This window comes from Buttiauxella selenatireducens (assembly GCF_031432975.1).
Taxonomy (GTDB): Bacteria; Pseudomonadota; Gammaproteobacteria; order Enterobacterales; family Enterobacteriaceae; genus Buttiauxella; species Buttiauxella selenatireducens.
The window spans coordinates 4,159,788-4,177,547 of sequence record NZ_CP133838.1 but is presented as its reverse complement, the minus strand read 5'-3'; the positions used below and the strand labels follow the sequence as shown (position 1 = coordinate 4,177,547).

The following is a 17,760-nucleotide window of genomic DNA, read 5'->3' as shown; positions in this document are numbered from 1 at the left end:
GCGCCCCTGTGATTAGTAGACCGACTGGATTTGAGTGGTAATTCAAACAACTATTCTTCGCCACCGATCCCGGAAAGGATTTTTCGCTGTCGTCGCTATCAATCACCGCTTTTATACCGAGTGACCAGGTATAAAAATTTAAATACTTTCAACACCACACACCCACAGGCTGCAAAAATTTTATGACCCATCATTTAAAATCTCGAGACATCCTCGCATTAGGGTTTATGACCTTTGCGCTGTTTGTCGGAGCAGGCAATATCATTTTCCCACCGATGGTGGGGTTACAGGCGGGTGAACACGTTTGGATTGCGTCACTCGGTTTCCTGGTCACGGCTGTGGGCCTGCCGGTTCTGACTATCGTCGCCATTGCTCGTGTTGGCGGTGGCATTGATAGCCTCAGCTCACCGATTGGCCGTCGTGCCGGTGTGCTGTTGGCCACGATTTGCTACCTGGCTGTTGGCCCGCTGTTTGCGACACCGCGTACGGCTACCGTTTCCTTCGAAGTGGGGATTGCGCCACTGGTCGGCACGGGCGAACTGCCACTGTTTATCTACAGCGTGGTGTACTTCGCTATTGTTATCGCCATTTCACTTTATCCGGGCAAACTGCTGGATACCGTAGGGCATGTGCTGGCGCCGGTGAAAATTGTCGCGCTGTTGGCGCTGGCTGCGGGTGCAATGTTGTGGCCTGCGGGGGGGATCAGTACTGCGACTGAGGCGTATCAGAATGCCGCGTTTTCTAACGGTTTTGTGAATGGCTATCTGACCATGGATACCCTGGCGTCGTTGGTCTTCGGCATTGTTATTGTTAACGCTGCGCGCTCGCGTGGTGTGACTGAATCCCGTCTGCTGACGCGTTATACCATTTGGGCTGGTCTGATTGCAGGTATTGGCTTAACGCTGATCTACCTTGCGCTGTTCCGCCTGGGTTCAGACAGTGCCACGCTGGTGGCTGACCAAAATGCCAACGGTGCAGCCATTCTTCATGCATATGTGGCACACACCTTCGGTGGTGCAGGTAGCTTCTTCCTGGCCGCGTTGATTTTCCTCGCCTGCATGGTAACGGCTATTGGCCTGACTTGTGCGTGTGCTGAGTTCTTCAGCCAGTATTTGCCGCTGTCTTACCGTTCGCTGGTGTTTATCCTCGGCTTGTTCTCGATGGTGGTTTCTAACCTCGGGTTGAGTCATCTGATTCAGGTTTCGATTCCGGTGCTGACGGCGATTTACCCACCGTGTATTGCGCTGGTGGTGCTGAGTTTCACCCGTCCGTGGTGGCATAACTCGACTCGCGTAATTGCGCCGGCAATGATCATTAGTACATTGTTTGGCATCATTGATGGGATTAAAGCCTCCGCAATCAGTGACATTTTGCCCGCGTGGACTTCACGCTTGCCGTTGTCTGACCAGGGCCTGGCATGGTTGCTCCCAACCATCATCATGGTAGTGATTGCCATCATATGGGACCGCGCTGCAGGGCGACAAGTGGCTCAAACAGCCCACTAAAAATTATAATTTTGTACAACCACGGGGCTCTGCTCCGTGGTTTTTTTTATTGTTAAGCAGGTATGGAATCAATGGAAAACGCTAATAAGCTCAAGCGCGGCTTGAGTACCCGGCACATACGCTTTATGGCGTTGGGTTCGGCAATTGGCACCGGGTTGTTTTATGGCTCGGCAGACGCAATCAAAATGGCGGGGCCAAGTGTTTTACTGGCTTACATCATCGGTGGGGTTGCTGCTTACATCATTATGCGTGCGCTGGGGGAGATGTCGGTTCATAACCCTTCCGCCAGTTCATTCTCACGCTATGCGCAAGATAACCTTGGCCCGCTGGCAGGATACATCACAGGTTGGACCTACTGTTTTGAAATCCTGATTGTCGCGATTGCCGATGTCACCGCGTTTGGCATCTATATGGGGCTGTGGTTCCCGGCCGTACCGCATTGGGTTTGGGTATTGAGCGTGGTGCTGATTATCTGCGCCATTAACCTGATGAGCGTAAAAGTGTTTGGTGAGCTGGAGTTTTGGTTCTCCTTCTTCAAAGTCGCTACCATCATTATCATGATTGCAGCCGGTATCGGCATCATCGTTTGGGGCATTGGAAACGGTGGTCAGCCTACGGGCATCCATAACTTGTGGAGCAATGGCGGCTTCTTCAGCAATGGCTGGATAGGCATGATTATGTCGTTGCAGATGGTCATGTTTGCCTACGGCGGCATTGAAATCATTGGTATTACTGCGGGTGAAGCGAAAGACCCACAGAAGTCGATCCCACGTGCAATCAACTCTGTTCCGCTGCGTATCCTGGTGTTCTATGTCGGTACGCTGTTTGTCATCATGTCTATTTACCCGTGGAACCAGGTGGGGACGGAAGGTAGCCCGTTCGTGCTGACTTTCCAGCATATGGGGATTACGGCTGCGGCAGGTATTCTTAACTTTGTGGTGATCACCGCATCGCTTTCAGCAATTAACAGTGACGTATTCGGTGTGGGCCGAATGTTGCACGGCATGGCAGAGCAGGGCAGCGCCCCGAAAGTGTTCGCCAAAACTTCACGCAATGGCATTCCCTGGGTCACCGTGTTGGTCATGTGTTGCGCTCTGTTACTGGCGGTAGTACTCAACTACCTGATTCCAGAAAACGTTTTCCTGGTGATTGCTTCGCTGGCAACATTTGCCACGGTGTGGGTCTGGATAATGATCCTGCTGTCGCAGATTGCCTTCCGCCGTAAGCTTTCTCCTGATGAAACGAAGGCGCTGAAATTCCCGGTGCCGGGCGGCGTGGCAACCACGATTGTGGGCTTGGTATTCCTGGTATTTATCATTGGGTTAATCGGCTGGCATCCGGACACCCGCATCTCGCTTTACGTTGGCTGTGTGTGGATAGTATTGCTGTTGGTAGGCTGGATGTTTAAGCGTCGTAGCCTTCTGGCTGCTGCTGAAAACCGATAATTATAAAAGTTGTATGCCATTTATTTATGGCAATCATTAGGGCCTGAACAGATTTCTATTTGTTTGGGCCTTTTTTATATGTGTTATTAATTAAAGTTACTAACTTAATTAATTCGATTTGCTAATTTTCATTGTTATCAATAATTAATATGTTTTTAAATGCAATATATGTATATGAATTGGTTTTTTGAAATTTATAGCAATGCATCAATGCTGCTTTGTAGTATTATTTTTTATTGATTTATTAAGACACCCACCCCCTCATACTCTGTTCCCCTTAGTATTATTGGTCGGATATTGTCTTCGTTTAAGGATAAAACGAATGAAATTTAAAAAGAAACTACTCGCTTCACTAATATTTGCTGGGCAAATAGATCCAGCCGCCGCTGCGTTAATGCGTGATGATATCGACGTTCAGGTGTATCGTGATTTTGGTGAAAACCGGGGTGCTTTTTCTGCGGGCGCGACGAATATACCTGTTTATCATACTGATGGTTCTTTGAGTGGAATCATTAATGTGATGCCTGATTTTAGTGCCAGCGTTGATGGTGGTTTTTCAACGTTAATTAACTCTCAGGTCACTGCGACAGCAACGCATGTTCCATACAACGACAATATTTCATTTGGAAAGCGTTACCAGCAATTAGACGGCACTTTATTTAGCGGTGCGGAAAATGAGAGCAGCTATGCCCTGATGAATGAAGTGACAAAAAGCGCTTATGAATTGGACGCCGGGAGTGACTACAAAATTACCCGCGAGCGTACCATTGTGACCGATGCGGCTCCCGCAGAGCTCTTTACTGATACCAGCCAATTTAAAGCAGGGCTTCTTATTGCTCGTACCGGAGGGGGGTATCTTGCTATAGCAACAGATGTTGGAGAGGCAACTTACATTGGCTATGGCCCATTGGCCGGTGGATTTAATATCATCAATGGGCAAAGTTATTATGATGGGGTTTATAATTTGTCTTTCCTCCTCCCTGTCAACCAAATAACGGCGCTTGATGTTGGTACGTTAAGTGGTGATAGCGGAAGTGGTATGTGGGGATGGGATGTAAAATCTCAAAGTTGGAAGTTTTTAGGTGTTAACTCAGCGGGTTCCGGTGCGGGGTATAATAAATGGACTTTTCTAAGAACAGCCCCAGATTGGACACAGGTAAAAATCAATGATTTCAATGATTCGCTTATAGCGACATCAAAATCTTCCGATATTATTTATGTCGGCGCTCAGGATATTTATACCGGAGAGGGGGATTTCAATCTCAACGGTAATTCTATCCGCTATCACGGTATTCGTACTGATATTGCCGCCTCCGCGCGAGCCAGTACAGATTTTATGAGCAATAAAAACCTGATTCTGGGTGGGGCCGGTGGGACACTTGAACTCACGGCTCAAAATCTCGACATGGGTGCGGGTTCACTTACCTTTAATTCTAATTATATTCTCTCGGATGGTGGCGATAGTACCCGGCGTATGAACACGGCGGGCTACATTATTAATCTGGGTGCGACGGTTATCAGCAACCTGACCGGCAGCGCGGGTGATATCTGGCGCAAAATCGGCCTCGGGACACTGGTTATTTCGGGTAATAATGTCAATCATTCCAGTCTGTATGTCGGCGATGGCCTGACTATTCTGCAACGGATTGGCGGTCATGCGGCTGATGCAATACATATTACCAGTGGCAGAGCGATTGTTCGTCTGGGTGCGGCGGGCCAGCTTGATGGGACTCAGGTCGGGTTTGGTGTGAACGGGGGTGTGCTCGATCTTTACGGCCAGTCTCTAAGCTGGAACGATATTATCCATATGGATAATGGCGCAACGATTGGCACCTCTAAAGCCAACGCATTATCCACATTTACCTTCACCGGCAGCGGCCCGAAAACCTATCTTGGTAACTTCTTTGACGGCGGTTCGGCAGATAAAGGCTTGCTGCATCTGGTGTATGCGCCGGGCACGGCAGGTTCGTCATGGACGCTAAAAGGCAATGTGAATACCCGCGCTGGAATGGACATTCTCAACGGTAATCTGGCTATACAGGGTGCGTATACGCTACATGCCGGGGGCTATATCGACCCCACGCAGTACGATACCGCCTCTTTTAATCTCGGCGACAGTCTGGTGAATTTAACCGGCAGCCAGTTTACCGTGGGTCGCAATGCGATGGCGCGTGGGCGCTTCGAGCTGGACGATGCTTCGTCTTTGGTGATGACTTCCGGCGGTGAGGTCAGCAGCAGCCAGCAAGGTATCAATGAAGGGGCGTATCTTGATGGTAGCGTCAATCTTTCAGGGATTCATTCTGTTCTGAAGGTGACACCGGAAGAGGCATTCCGCATTCAAATTGACGCAACGCTAAGCGGGGCGGGCCATATCATTAAAGAGGGGCTGGGAACGCTTTATTTGACCGGCATCAATACTCTGACTGGCACCAATTTCATCTCATCTGGCCGGGTAATCACGGAAACACTGGCAAGCCTTGGTATGCAATCTAACGGCTGGAATATTGCTGAGGCTGGCGTACTAGATGTAGGGAACAACGCGAACAGTTTTGCTTCTATTCTGGAGAAAATCTCTGACGATTCTCGTGGCGTATTGGCGCTGACCGGGGCCATCACCTCGGCAGATATGATGGCCCTGCTGACCAAAGATCTATATCTGGGGAGTAGTAGCCTGCTTGAGTTGGGGATTTCCGGTCAGAATTTAACCTACGGAGCAAAGGATCTTTATCTGGGCGGCGGTGACGGCGAGGTCAAAATTAACGGCTACCTCCCGTCGAGCGGTTCTTCACTGTTCCTGGGGAATGGGCAGAGTGCGGGTACAGTACATATCGCGAGTATGAATGAAAACTGGGTCGGAGATATCGAGCTCCGACGTGGGATTAATTTGATCACCGATTACGAAAACTCGCTGGGTAATGGCCGTCTGAATGTGAATTATGGTTCTGTGGCTGGCTTTAACGTTTTTAAAAACGTCACAGAGCAGTCTTCGGGAATGATAGATCTCAAAGTGACAGACAGTTTTGGCTATGACATGAGTGCCTTCCAGCAACTGGCTATTGGGGCGCTGGCGGGTGAAACGCTGACGCTGATTAACACGCTAAAACCGACACAGACAGGTTATTACTTCTCCGGCGGCGGCGATGTGTTCATCAACAGTGCTTTGCTTAGTGGTTATAACCTTTCCGTCGATGCCCAGGATAACGCCGGTGGTGTTATCACGCTAAACACGGTCAACGATTTAAATAGTGAAGTAACGGTTCGGGGCTACAACAGTGGCAGCCCGGTTTCCAGCAAAAGCGATATGACCCTGAAAATGGGGGTGGATAACGCCATTGATAAAGACTCGCACGTGGTTTTGGAAGACGGTGGGGTTATCGACCTGAACGGCCACAGTGTGACGCTGAATGTAGAATCCAACTCGCACAATTCAAAAATTATCTCTTCTGATAAAACCCATGCTTCAACGCTAAAACTACAAATAGATGAGAGTTCGGTGCTTAACAGCCTGATTTCAGGCGCAGACATGCATCTGATAAAAACAGGTGCTGGTACTCTGGCCTTGGGCGGGATGAGTACCTTTACCGGGGATGTCCTGCTCTCCGAGGGCAAAACCCTCGCGGGGAGCAATCAGGCTTTCGGTGCGGCTGAAAATATCGTGACGGTAGCAAGAGGCGCGATGCTCGACCTGAACGGTCACAGCGTATCGAATATGGTTAGTCTTTCTTCAGCTTCTCTGATGAACAGTGGCTCAGGCGCAATAACATTAGGTGGAATTAACCTAAATGATGACAGTACGGCAACGTTCAGCGGCACCACAGATGTGACGACGATTGGCAAATACCAGCTCAACGGCAAGCGCCTGACCGTGAACAATATTAATACCGAGTTTGCGAAAGATTCGCTGACTGATGGCGACATCGTCTTTAAGAACAGCAAAATTAGCTGGGGCGGGAGCAATCATAGCCTATTCAGTGGCGAGGGTTCGCTGACCGTTGGGCAAAATACCGTTCTTGAATTGCGTGATGTCATCCAGACCACAGGCCAGGCCAAAACCCTGGTGCTTGATGGGGGCACCATTGCTTCCGGGACGAATGGTAATGGTGGCGGAGCGGGTGCCACGTTACGCAGCGCGTTGTTGGTTGATACCAGCGGAACATTAAATGGTAATAACTGGGGTTTTGGCATTAACCTCGGGCTTTACGGCGCGATATCCGGCAGCGGTGCGCTGAATATTACCGGTGGCCAGGGGGTATCCTTCTATGGCGATACCTCTGCATTTACCGGCAATTTGTTACTGAAAAATGGCAGCAGGCTTTATCTCACGCCCGTTGAAGACACCGCGCTTGCCGCAAATCTGGCGCAGGAAGGAACTGGAAAGGCTTACAAAACCGGGGATAAAAACCTGACGCTGACCGGCGACAACCATCTCTACACCAACGAACTGGATGTGCAGGCTGGCACGCTGACACTGGGCAGAACCGCTGCGGCAACCGGCGGCGATATCCGCATGACCGCCGGTACGCTGAAACTCGATAGCGACAGCAACGTCAGTTTCAGCAATCTGGCTGCGGGTAGTACCGTCGATCTGCATGGCCACAGTGGCACGCTGAATATCAAAGCGAACGTGGTCGGTTCAACGATCACTTCGTCTGACACCGATAAATGGTCATCGCTTAATTTGCTGATTGCCACGAACACGGCACTGAACAGCACCATCACTGGCCAGAAAATCCACCTCAACAAGCAGGGAACCGGCAGCCTGACGCTGGCGGGCAGCAACACCTTTACCGGTGATGCGCTGTTGTCTGGCGGGAAAACGATTCTCGGCAACAGCCAGGCGCTGGGTGATAGTGCGAATAAGGTGACGGTGGCGAGTTCGGCGATACTCGATCAGAACGGCTACGATCTGCTTAATGGTGTGATCTTTGATGGTGGCATCCTGACCTCGAGCAGCACTGCGCTGAACCAGAAGGTTAACGGCACGTTGAACGTGGCAACGTCGGGAACGCTGCTGGGGTTATTTTCTGGCATGAATATTTATGGCGGACTGTCCGGCAGCGGCACGCTGAATATCTCAGGACCCCTGGGCGCGAATTTCTTTGGCGATATCTCTGCCTTTACCGGCAAGCTGTTGCTGAAAACTGGCAGTCAGCTTTATCTCTCTTCGCTTGAAGACACCACGCTTGCGGCAAATCTGGCGCAGGAAGGAACTGGAAAGGCATACAAAACCGGGGATAAAAACCTGACGCTGACAGGCGACAACCATCTCTATACCAACGAACTGGATATGCAGGGCGGGACACTGACGCTGGGCAGCACCGCAGCGGCAACCGGCGGCGATATCCGCATGACTACCGGGACGCTGAAGCTTGACAGCGACAGCAACGTCAGTCTCAGCAATCTGGCAAAAGACACCACCGTCGATCTGCATGGTCACAGCGGTACGCTGAATATCAAAGCGAATGCGGCAGGTTCAACGATCACTTCGTCCGATCTCAATAACTGGTCGGCGCTGAATTTGCTGATCGCCACGAACACAGCACTGAACAGTACTATCACCGGCCAGAAAATCCACCTCAATAAGCAGGGAACCGGCAGCCTGACGCTGGCGGGCAGCAACACCTTTACCGGTGATGCGCTGTTGTCCGGCGGGAAAACCATTCTCGGCAACAGCCAGGCGCTGGGCGATAGCGAAAACAAGGTGACGGTGGCGAGCACGGCGACGCTTGATCAGAACGGTTACGATCTGCTCAATGGCGTGATCCTTGATGGTGGCACTCTGACTTCGGGCAGCGCAGCGTTAGATCAGAAGATTAACGGCACGCTGGACGTCGCATCCCTGGGGACGTTGCTGGGTGAACAATCCGGAATGAATGTGTATGGCGCTATTTCGGGTAGTGGCACGTTGAACATTACCGGCAGCCAGGGCGCATCCTTCTTTGGTGATACCTCAGCCTTTACCGGCAATTTATGGGTAAAAAACAGCAGCCAACTGGTGCTGGCTTCAACACAGGACACCACACTTGCCGCAAATCTGAGGAGCGAGAACGACAGCAAAATCATTAAAGAGGGTAATCATGCGCTGACCCTGAGCGGCGATAACAGCCTCTGGGATAGCTTGTTGGATCTGACACAGGGCGATCTGATCATCAGCCAGGCACAATCCACCCCTGCCGGAGAAATCGCCATCAACGGGGGTCGGCTTATTTTTGCCGCCGATGATGATATGACGCCGGATACACTGATAAGCGGAAGTGCGGGCCAGATGGTGAAACGCGGCAACGGCAGGCTGACGCTCAATCAGGAAAACACGTTCGATCAGGAAACACGGGTCGAAGAGGGGATCCTTGAAATTGGCGACGAGCAGCATGACTGGGCTTCCCTTGCCAGTGATGTGCTGGTGAGTTCCGGTGGTACGCTTCAGGGATATGGCTCGATTGGCGGCGATCTGCTTAACAGCGGGCACGTTCGCCCGGCAGGGGCAGGGAAAAGCCTACGTGTATCCGGTAACTATGCCCAGACCGCAGATGCCTGGCTGCTCATTGATATTGACCCGCTTGAAGGCGCCTCGGTACTGGGTATTACGGGGCATGCAACGCTTGCGGGCGGATTGCAGACAATTTATGCGCCGGGGACCTATACTCCACAGTCGTATGTTTTCCTGACGGCGCAGGGGGGGATCGAAGGTGAATTCGCATCATTAAACGGAGTTCCTGAAGGGTTTGATCAGCAACTTAGTTACAGGGCGAATGACGTATCGTTAACCACATCAGTGGTAAGTGTTGATCCGGTTGACCCAATTGTGGACCCAACCGATCCGGTAATTGACCCGATTGTAGACCCGACAGACCCGGTAATTGACCCGATTGTGGACCCGACAGACCCGGTCATTGACCCGATTGTAGACCCAACAGACCCGGTCATTGACCCGATTGTAGACCCAACAGATCCGGTCATTGACCCGATTGTAGACCCAACAGATCCGGTAATTGACCCAATTGTGGACCCGACAGACCCGGTAATTGACCCCATTGTAGACCCGACAGACCCGGTAATTGACCCGATTGTGGACCCAACAGATCCGGTGGTTGACCCGATTGTGGACCCGACAGACCCAGTGATTGACCCAATTGTGGACCCGACAGATCCGGTGGTTGACCCAATCGTGGACCCAACAGACCCGGTAACGCCGACACCGCAGCCAACGTTCGTGGTTACGCCGAGCAACTTGCGTGCCTACGATTTACAGCTTTTGTCTCTTGGCATGCAAAAACCAACGCAATGGAGTATGGATCAGGTTGACTGGTCTAAGTCTTCTGGTGGGAAATCTATCTGCGATCTATCCGGCTCCTGTTACCACGATGATGCGATGTGGATTATGCCGCACATGAGTAACGGCAACACGGCGGACAATGGCAGTGCCAAAGTGGATGGTATTTCTATTGGTGGATACACGGAGCAGGGGAATACGCGCTTTGGTGTGTCGGTTGATTACTCCGATTTCGACCTTTCGGCACAGGGCTCTTCTGCAAGCGCCGATCGTTACGCGGTAAATCTTTTTGCCTCACAAAAACTGGACAGCATGGTGTTGACCGGCGCGCTGGGTTACATCCACTCAGCCAACGAGGTGAAGCGCGACGTCACCAGCAATGGCCTGAAACTGGGCGAAGGGGAAAGCGATATCACTGGCAACGCGCTTTCCGCGGGGTTAAGTGCCAACTGGGCGATACAGATGGGCAATACCACTATCGTGCCGCAGGTCGGGATTGATAGTCTGAATGTGTTTTATTCTGGCTACGACGAACATATGTCGTCGGAGGGTGAGTTGTTTGGAACATTCATCAACAAAATGAAAGTACATGGCGACTCAGACCGCTACGACAGCGTACAGCCGAATGTTGGAGTGAAGATTTCCCATGACCTGACATTCGGTAACACGCAAGTGACGCCAGCGCTGAAAGTGACCTATCGCCGTGAGTTGATGAACAACAACGACAGTATCGTCGCCAGTAACGACGGCACGTTGTTTGCCGTTCAGAGTGATACTTTAGGGCGTGACATCATTGAGTATGAAGCGGGTGTGGAGGTTAAATTCACGCCACATCTCAGTACTTCCTTTAGCTACACGGGCAGTAACCAGCAGGGCTATCAGTCACAGGAAGGGATGATCCGCGTGAAATACAACTTCTGATATACCCGTCATCTTTCAAGTTGCAGGTGCGTTGGCTGCAACTTGAATTATTTAGGGGATAGTTTATTTTTTCTTTAAGAGCCACCGTGAACACGGTGGCTCTTTTGCATTCACTTTACCCTACATCTCCGGGCACTCTACTTTACTAATTGCATCCCAATAGTTTTTCTCATTGTTGCGTTCAAGCGCAATCCTCGCGTCGCGGATGTAACGTTTGTTCTCCTCATTGGAGAGTATTTTATTTGCCCAATCATCTTCATTCATTTTCTTTTGCGGATGGCAGGTCTTTTTTAAGTCTGCGGTAATCTGTTGTTTATACTTTCCAAATTGTAGAGCTTCATAAGCTGAACTGGCCAAAGCGTTAGTGGAGCACAGTACGAGTAAAAGCAGGGAAAGGGGTCGGACGAGAGTCATGACGATCTCCTTTTATCAGGGCGCATCGGCGGGAGTGTTTTCACTATAGGTTTCGCTAACTTATTAAGCAACTGGCGCTGTTTCTCCACCCCCGCTTTCCTCCCCCAATTAAAATAGTAATGATGAGTGATACACGCTCGCGCTGTGGCAAGGTGGCGTCAATTTATTATCTGGGGATGCGATTATGTTGAATGCCTGGCACCTTCCGGTGCCCCCTTTTATTCAGACACGTAAAGACAAGCTTTACATCACTTTATGGGTTTCTGGCGATGATTTACCGCATCGTGTGGTACTACGTTACGAAAAAGATAACGAGGAAACCTCGGTGCAGATGACTCGGCAGAAGGCAGCACTGGGTGATGGCATCGTCGCATGGCGCGGGGTAATTGATTTATCTGAAGGGCAGCCGCGTCGCCGCTATAGTTTTAAATTGCTATGGCTGGATAAACAGCGCTGGTTAACGCCGCAAGGATTGAGCTCGATCCCTCCTGCACGTCTTGAGCAGTTTGCGGTCGACCTGCCTGATGACGGCCCGCAATGGGTGCAGGATCAGATCTTCTATCAGATATTCCCCGATCGTTTTGCGCGCAGCGAACAACGCACACCAGAACAGGATCAGATCTATTATCACCACGCCGCAAAACGCGACATCATACTGCGTGACTGGAATGAGCCTCTCATCGCAGATGCAGGGGGATCAACCTTCTATGGCGGTGATCTTGACGGTATTAGCGAAAATCTCCCGTATCTGAAGATGTTGGGCGTGACCGCGCTGTACCTCAATCCTATTTTTACCGCTCCGAGTGTTCATAAATACGATACCCAGGATTATCGCCGCGTAGACGTGCAGTTTGGTGGCGATCATGCCTTTTTGCGTTTGCGCAAAAATACCCAGCGGCTGGGCATGCGCCTGATGCTCGATGGCGTGTTTAACCACAGCGGTGATACTCACCAATGGTTTGACCGTCAACAAACTCACGGCAGCGGTGCAAGCCACAATCCGCAATCCCCGTGGCGCGATTTTTACAGCTATAACCAGGACGGGCAAGCCCTCGACTGGCTGGGTTATTCAAGCCTACCGAAACTGGATTACCACTCTTCCGCGTTGGTTGACGAGATTTACCAGGGCGAAGAAAGTGTGGTGCGCTACTGGTTACGTGAACCCTGGGGAATTGACGGCTGGCGGCTGGATGTCGTGCATATGCTGGGTGAAGCTGGCGGGGCAAAAAACAATCTACGGCATGTCTCCGGTATCACCAGGGCGGCGAAAGAAACCAAGCCTGATGCGTATATATTGGGGGAACATTTTGGCGATGCCCGGCAATGGCTGCAGACAGATGCAGAAGATGCGGCGATGAACTATCGGGGGTTCACCTTCCCGCTGTGGGGATTCCTTGCCAACACGGATATTTCCTACGATCCACAGCATATAGATGCACAAACCTGTATGGCGTGGATGGATGAATATCGTGCGGGGCTTTCTCATCAGCAACAACTGCGCATGTTTAACCAGCTCGACAGCCATGACACCGCGCGGTTCAAGTCAATCCTTGGTAAAGATGTGGACCGCTTACCTTTGGCTGTCGTGTGGCTCTATTGCTGGCCTGGTGTGCCGTGCGTTTACTATGGTGATGAAGTGGGACTGGATGGCAATAACGATCCCTTCTGCCGCAAACCTTTCCCATGGGACCCGGATCAACAAGATCTACAATTGTTGGCGCTGTATCAACGCCTTGGCAAGTTACGCCACAAAAGCCGAGCCTTGCGCCACGGTGGTTGTCAGGTGATTTACGCCAATGGAGATGTGGTGGTTTTTGCTCGCGTTTATCAAAATGAACGAGTGCTGGTGGCGATTAACCGTGCTGAGCAATGCGATGTGACACTGCCGTGGAATCCGTTGTTAAGCGGCAGAAGCTGGACACGACTCGAAGGTGAAGCCCACCTGGATAATCACCAGTTGTCACTACCCGGTGTTTCGGTTTCCCTCTGGCATAACCTCTGACTCTGTAACCGGTTTCCCTTTTCGCCAGGCGAGGGGGGAAACTGGTGCTGTGATCTTGCCTCGTGAATACAACAGAATTGAAAATTATTACCCGCTATTTTAATTGAGTAATAGCCATAAATAAGAATTACACCCGAACTTCAATTCTATGCTTTCCGCTATGATATCTAAGAAATTTTTTTGAAGTCATGTTGGTATTGGTAGCATCCGGAACACTTACTTTGGTCGGAATGTTCAGACATTATCTTCAGGAGGAAGTTAATTGTATAAGGAGCTTATCGCTTTCACGCTGCGCTATCCTGAAGGGCAACGCTATGCGGTGAACCTCAGTGAGCCTGTCAAAGTTATGCAGACGGAAACTTATTTTTTTGACGCAGCGCAGTTGATTGAACATGTTGTGACTTTTACTGAACGATACCGTCGCAAAGGATATATTCACGATGTTGGAGGTGGGTTAATTATGGTGAGATTTCCCAATTGCTTTATGACTGTGATGACGGTCTAAAGTTATTGCTCTACATCTCAGATGATGGTTCGGCGGAGTATATTGATGATGGCAAGGAAAACGGAAAACCGATAATAACTGATCACTCATCGTAGTGCTGGTTATCGGTTTTAATGGTAAATCTGTTTATGCTTTGTTGCGTTTACAATAAAATATGGGTGTATTATCTATACTAAATAAATAGCCGGCACTATTCTCTTTGCTCAATCGCATAATTATTCCTCGGCCACTGTAGTTAAAAAAATCTGGGGAAATTGAGTTGGCTTCCTCCAGTTCACTTGGTTTACTTTTATCCTCACGGGATATCAATATTAAATGGTCTGATTTCAAATAATAGTTAAATAAAAAATCATCATTTATCTCGATAGTTTTTCCTTCGTGAAAATAAGTTCCGGTTGCGTTATAGCTACCTTCACTGCTCCCGAACCGATATGTCATTATTACTCGAACAACCTCACCTTTAGCGCTGTTAAGAATCAATTCACTGTCACATGATACATGTGAGCGTTGATATCTGATATACTCCCCGAACAGCAATGGAAGCAAAGAGATAATAGTAATAAGTATTAATTTATATTTTTTTTCTCTAGTCATCATTTTTATTATCCACATAAATGAATGAGCGGCAGTAAGAGTTCTTATTATTTATAGACTGGTCACATAGTACCAGGGATGATAGCCGGTGATTAAGATTAAATGTCAGATACGCTTTGCTACCCAGTTGGCAACTCAACGCACTACGTATCAAGAACGAATTAAAGACTCGAGAGCTTTCTTCCTTTCCCACATAAGAGGAATAAACATCACAATTATTTATCATGCCTATGTGGCTATAGGATGAATATGGGTCATTGATAGACCCTAGTTGAATATAAAAATGTACGCAACCAAAAGTGAAGAGGATTGCCAATGCCAAATAAAAGGCATTAACCTGAGCGCCGAAAAAACCGGTGTTTGATTTTTCTATCGTCGGCTCAGAGATAATTTCATCGTGCGGTTCTGGTTCATGATTTTCTTCGGTTCCATTCTCTCCTTTTAACACATCATTTGTCCTCCCCTCTGATTCAGCAGGAAGCAGCTCTTCCTCTTGTAGTGAAGCATAAATCTGAAATCCCATCTTCGGGACGGTTTTTAGCATCTCCTCACTCAAGCCCACAGCTTTCAGTCCCCGACGGATAGCCGCGATATTCTGATACAGCGAATTCGGCGTGACATAACTCCCTTTTTTAACCCACACCTCTTCAGAAAGATAACTGTGGCTCAGCGTTTCACCATTATGAGTCAGTAATAACAGTAGACATTCGCTCACAGGGGTATGCAGTTGAACCTTATTTTCCGGTTTTTCAAGGGGAGCCAGCGTCCGGGAGCGGGGATCAAAGCGGACACTGTGATTGATAATAAAAGCTTTCATCATGTTCTTGCCTGTTTTTTGTTGCGGCTATCCGAATTATTGCTTATCGCTACCATCTCTTCATCTCCCCTCCAGCCAAAAGTCGGGTAAAAATCTTAATTGTGCCTCTTTTATTATATTTATCATAAAGTTGCCAAAAGTTTCTTGATTTCAGATATTTGGCAAACGATCTATTTGTAACCCATTGAATATAAAGAATTCACATGCAAAAAAAAGATTAATAAAGTTTACTAAAGATCCATTTTTTTCAAATCGGGAATAGTATTTGAGCCAACGAAGAGTAGCGAGATGGATATCACATCTGACCAGCAAGGCATGGTAAGTAGAGGTTAAGGAGATAAAAATATGATGAGCAGCACATAATTAAACTCTCATCATTTATAGGTGTATCGGAAACGATTGCGTGACTATATTAAGACTTTCACCTGAAACCTCGTTTTAATGCTAATGAAAACATGGAGATCCAAATCCGATCAGAACATAAAGTCATGACTGTATGTAAATATGAAATTTAAAACTACTAAATTGAATTTTAAGTCTAAATGGGTGATAAAGATTGATTAAGTTGATATTAATAGTGAATTCATCTGTTTTTTGCATTGGTTTGCAGCATAAGCAATAAGTTGATGAGGTGTTGCCTTCATAATTGATATGCCTTGCGCTGTATTGAAACTAATCAAGGCCATTTTATAATCACTACACATTAAAAGTGTGGTTAATTATTAACAGGAATAAATTAAACCAGAAAATGACTTCTATATAGTACAGAAAGAGGAGATATGGGACTTAAGCTATACGGCTACCTTATTGGTAAAGATATTCATTTCGATATCGAAAACAAGAGACTTTACCGAGTTTCTTTAACAGGTAATGAAAAGAACGTCGCTTTTTGTGCCACCAACATTAATGACACAATGATGCATCTTTTTCTTTATCTTCTGATTAACGCACGAACAAAGATGGTGACTAAAGACGAATTGCTAAAAAAAATATGGGAGGATAACAATCTAACGTCTTCCACCCAACGTTTATGGCAAGTGTTAAATGGCCTGAGTGCAAAACTTAATTTACTGGGGTTGCCTGCTGATTTTATAAAAAACACAAAAGGCCAGGGCTACATAATAACTTATGACGAAGTCATGCCTCTTTACTACAAAGCCAGTGAGTATCATTACAGTTTCGGGCTCCACACCAGGGAGTTTAAATAGAAATTAATGGGGGTGAGTTTATTAATACGTGGGCGAGGCCATAGTCATTCTGTAACTGTTTTAATGCGTTAGTTATTTTGAGTTTTTATTATATAACATTATAAATTGTTACATGTCAGTGATATTTTCGTTTTGTAGTCAGCCGAATTACAGATGATTAATTGATTTATATGGCAAGGAATTAAATTTTCACGGGTGAGCTATTGCCCAAAGACAACGACTTTACCGTCATTATATTTAAATAGAGCAAGCGCTATATGAAAAATTCATTTTGGTTATCTGATTTTGGAAAACAAACAGAGCTAATTACGTCGATTTCTGCGATCGCTCGTTCAGTTATTTTTGGTTCCGTTTTTATTCTGGCTACAAATACAGTTTTACAGCCGGTAATGGCCAGCACTGATACCACTAATTCAAAGGTTTCAGAGTCACTGAGCGTTCCACAAACCAAGGAAGCGCGTGTGGCCTTGTTCCAGCAAGCCGTCGCTGATGACCTGGCTGGTCGCAACAGCGCGGCCCGTAAAGCCTGGGATGTCCTGAAGAACACAGACATGGCTGCGCAATCTGCCGTGCCGTCCGCAATTAACCTGGCTGCATTGGGTAAGTTTGATGCTGCTAGCACTGCCTTTGACGCACTGACTGCAAGCAGTAACACCCGCGAAAGTGATTATGCCCGTTTGTGGCAACTGTGGCTTACCGCTCGTACTCATGTCGGTAAATCTGCCGCCCTTAAAAAAGAACTCGCCATTCTGGCCTCCGGTATGAACGTCAGTTCTCCGGGCCAGCAGGCGCTTATCCGCCTGTATGCAGGTAAAGGCAGCACCGATGCGGTATTCGCCGCGATTGCCGCCATGCCCGGTACGGACGAATTACAACGTCGTGATGCACTTACTGAGGCCACTTTCTTTACCGGCGGTTATCTGCAGTTCGTTACACACGATAACAAAGCCGCGCTGCAACTTTATGAGCGCGAGCAGAACCACTTGAACAGTACCTCTCTGGAAACACCTTTGATTAACAAAGCCGCAGCAACCCTGCAGGCCGCTAAACACTAACTTTTATTCCGGCATGGAGCCGGG

General features: G+C 48.5%; 10 protein-coding genes. 7 read left to right on the top strand and 3 right to left on the bottom strand.

Annotation, left to right across the window (positions count from 1 at the left end; translation table 11 throughout):
• The first annotated feature begins 182 nt into the window (after window positions 1-182).
• The 3 genes from brnQ to RHD99_RS19155 all read left to right on the top strand — a co-directional run bounded on the left by brnQ (window position 183) and on the right by RHD99_RS19155 (window position 11,141).
• Window positions 183-1,505: a branched-chain amino acid transporter carrier protein BrnQ gene (brnQ, locus tag RHD99_RS19165; RefSeq protein WP_183271360.1), complete on the top strand. Its 1,323-nt coding sequence runs from the start codon at window positions 183-185 to the stop codon at window positions 1,503-1,505.
• 71 nt (window positions 1,506-1,576) lie between these two features.
• Window positions 1,577-2,950: a proline-specific permease ProY gene (gene proY, locus RHD99_RS19160; RefSeq protein ID WP_309875957.1), complete on the top strand. Its 1,374-nt coding sequence runs from the start codon at window positions 1,577-1,579 to the stop codon at window positions 2,948-2,950.
• Between the two features lie 322 nt (window positions 2,951-3,272).
• Window positions 3,273-11,141 (top strand): S6 family peptidase, encoded by a 7,869-nt coding sequence (locus RHD99_RS19155; protein WP_309875954.1) that lies wholly within the window; start codon window positions 3,273-3,275, stop codon window positions 11,139-11,141.
• 120 nt (window positions 11,142-11,261) lie between these two features.
• Here the strand turns inward: RHD99_RS19155 and RHD99_RS19150 are convergent, their stop codons facing one another.
• Window positions 11,262-11,555 (bottom strand): YicS family protein, encoded by a 294-nt coding sequence (locus RHD99_RS19150; RefSeq protein ID WP_309875952.1) that lies wholly within the window; start codon window positions 11,553-11,555, stop codon window positions 11,262-11,264.
• A 184-nt stretch (window positions 11,556-11,739) separates the two neighbouring features.
• Here RHD99_RS19150 and malZ point away from each other — a divergent pair, with 184 nt between their 5' ends.
• Both malZ and RHD99_RS19140 read left to right on the top strand, forming a co-directional pair.
• Window positions 11,740-13,557, top strand: a complete 1,818-nt coding sequence (gene malZ / locus RHD99_RS19145; RefSeq protein WP_309875950.1) for a maltodextrin glucosidase — start codon at window positions 11,740-11,742, stop codon at window positions 13,555-13,557.
• 262 nt (window positions 13,558-13,819) lie between these two features.
• The gene (locus RHD99_RS19140) at window positions 13,820-14,062 is read left to right on the top strand and encodes a hypothetical protein (protein WP_309875948.1); all 243 of its coding nucleotides are present in this window, start codon (window positions 13,820-13,822) and stop codon (window positions 14,060-14,062) included.
• Window positions 14,063-14,188: 126 nt separating this feature from the next.
• Here RHD99_RS19140 and RHD99_RS19135 read toward each other — a convergent pair whose 3' ends face one another.
• Window positions 14,189-14,659, bottom strand: a complete 471-nt coding sequence (locus RHD99_RS19135) for a YqeJ family protein (RefSeq protein WP_309875946.1) — start codon at window positions 14,657-14,659, stop codon at window positions 14,189-14,191.
• The gene (locus RHD99_RS19130; protein ID WP_309875945.1) at window positions 14,649-15,476 is read right to left on the bottom strand and encodes a winged helix-turn-helix domain-containing protein; all 828 of its coding nucleotides are present in this window, start codon (window positions 15,474-15,476) and stop codon (window positions 14,649-14,651) included. The genes RHD99_RS19135 and RHD99_RS19130 overlap by 11 nt, the downstream gene beginning before the upstream one ends.
• 776 nt (window positions 15,477-16,252) lie before the next feature.
• Here RHD99_RS19130 and RHD99_RS19125 point away from each other — a divergent pair.
• Window positions 16,253-16,681: a winged helix-turn-helix domain-containing protein gene (locus tag RHD99_RS19125; protein ID WP_309875944.1), complete on the top strand. Its 429-nt coding sequence runs from the start codon at window positions 16,253-16,255 to the stop codon at window positions 16,679-16,681.
• A gap of 257 nt (window positions 16,682-16,938) precedes the next feature.
• Complete coding sequence (locus RHD99_RS19120; protein WP_309875943.1) at window positions 16,939-17,736, top strand: hypothetical protein; 798 nt, start codon at window positions 16,939-16,941, stop codon at window positions 17,734-17,736.
• Window positions 17,737-17,760: the final 24 nt, after the last annotated feature.

Bases quoted from the DNA above. Each gene is read 5' to 3' on its own strand.
- brnQ (WP_183271360.1), top strand. From the start codon at position 183: ATGACCCATCATTTAAAATCTCGAGACATCCTCGCATTAGGGTTTATG.
- proY (WP_309875957.1), top strand. From the start codon at position 1,577: ATGGAAAACGCTAATAAGCTCAAGCGCGGCTTGAGTACCCGGCACATA.
- RHD99_RS19155 (WP_309875954.1), top strand. From the start codon at position 3,273: ATGAAATTTAAAAAGAAACTACTCGCTTCACTAATATTTGCTGGGCAA.
- RHD99_RS19150 (WP_309875952.1), bottom strand. From the start codon at position 11,555: ATGACTCTCGTCCGACCCCTTTCCCTGCTTTTACTCGTACTGTGCTCC.
- malZ (WP_309875950.1), top strand. From the start codon at position 11,740: ATGTTGAATGCCTGGCACCTTCCGGTGCCCCCTTTTATTCAGACACGT.
- RHD99_RS19135 (WP_309875946.1), bottom strand. From the start codon at position 14,659: ATGATGACTAGAGAAAAAAAATATAAATTAATACTTATTACTATTATC.
- RHD99_RS19130 (WP_309875945.1), bottom strand. From the start codon at position 15,476: ATGATGAAAGCTTTTATTATCAATCACAGTGTCCGCTTTGATCCCCGC.
- RHD99_RS19125 (WP_309875944.1), top strand. From the start codon at position 16,253: ATGGGACTTAAGCTATACGGCTACCTTATTGGTAAAGATATTCATTTC.
- RHD99_RS19120 (WP_309875943.1), top strand. From the start codon at position 16,939: ATGAAAAATTCATTTTGGTTATCTGATTTTGGAAAACAAACAGAGCTA.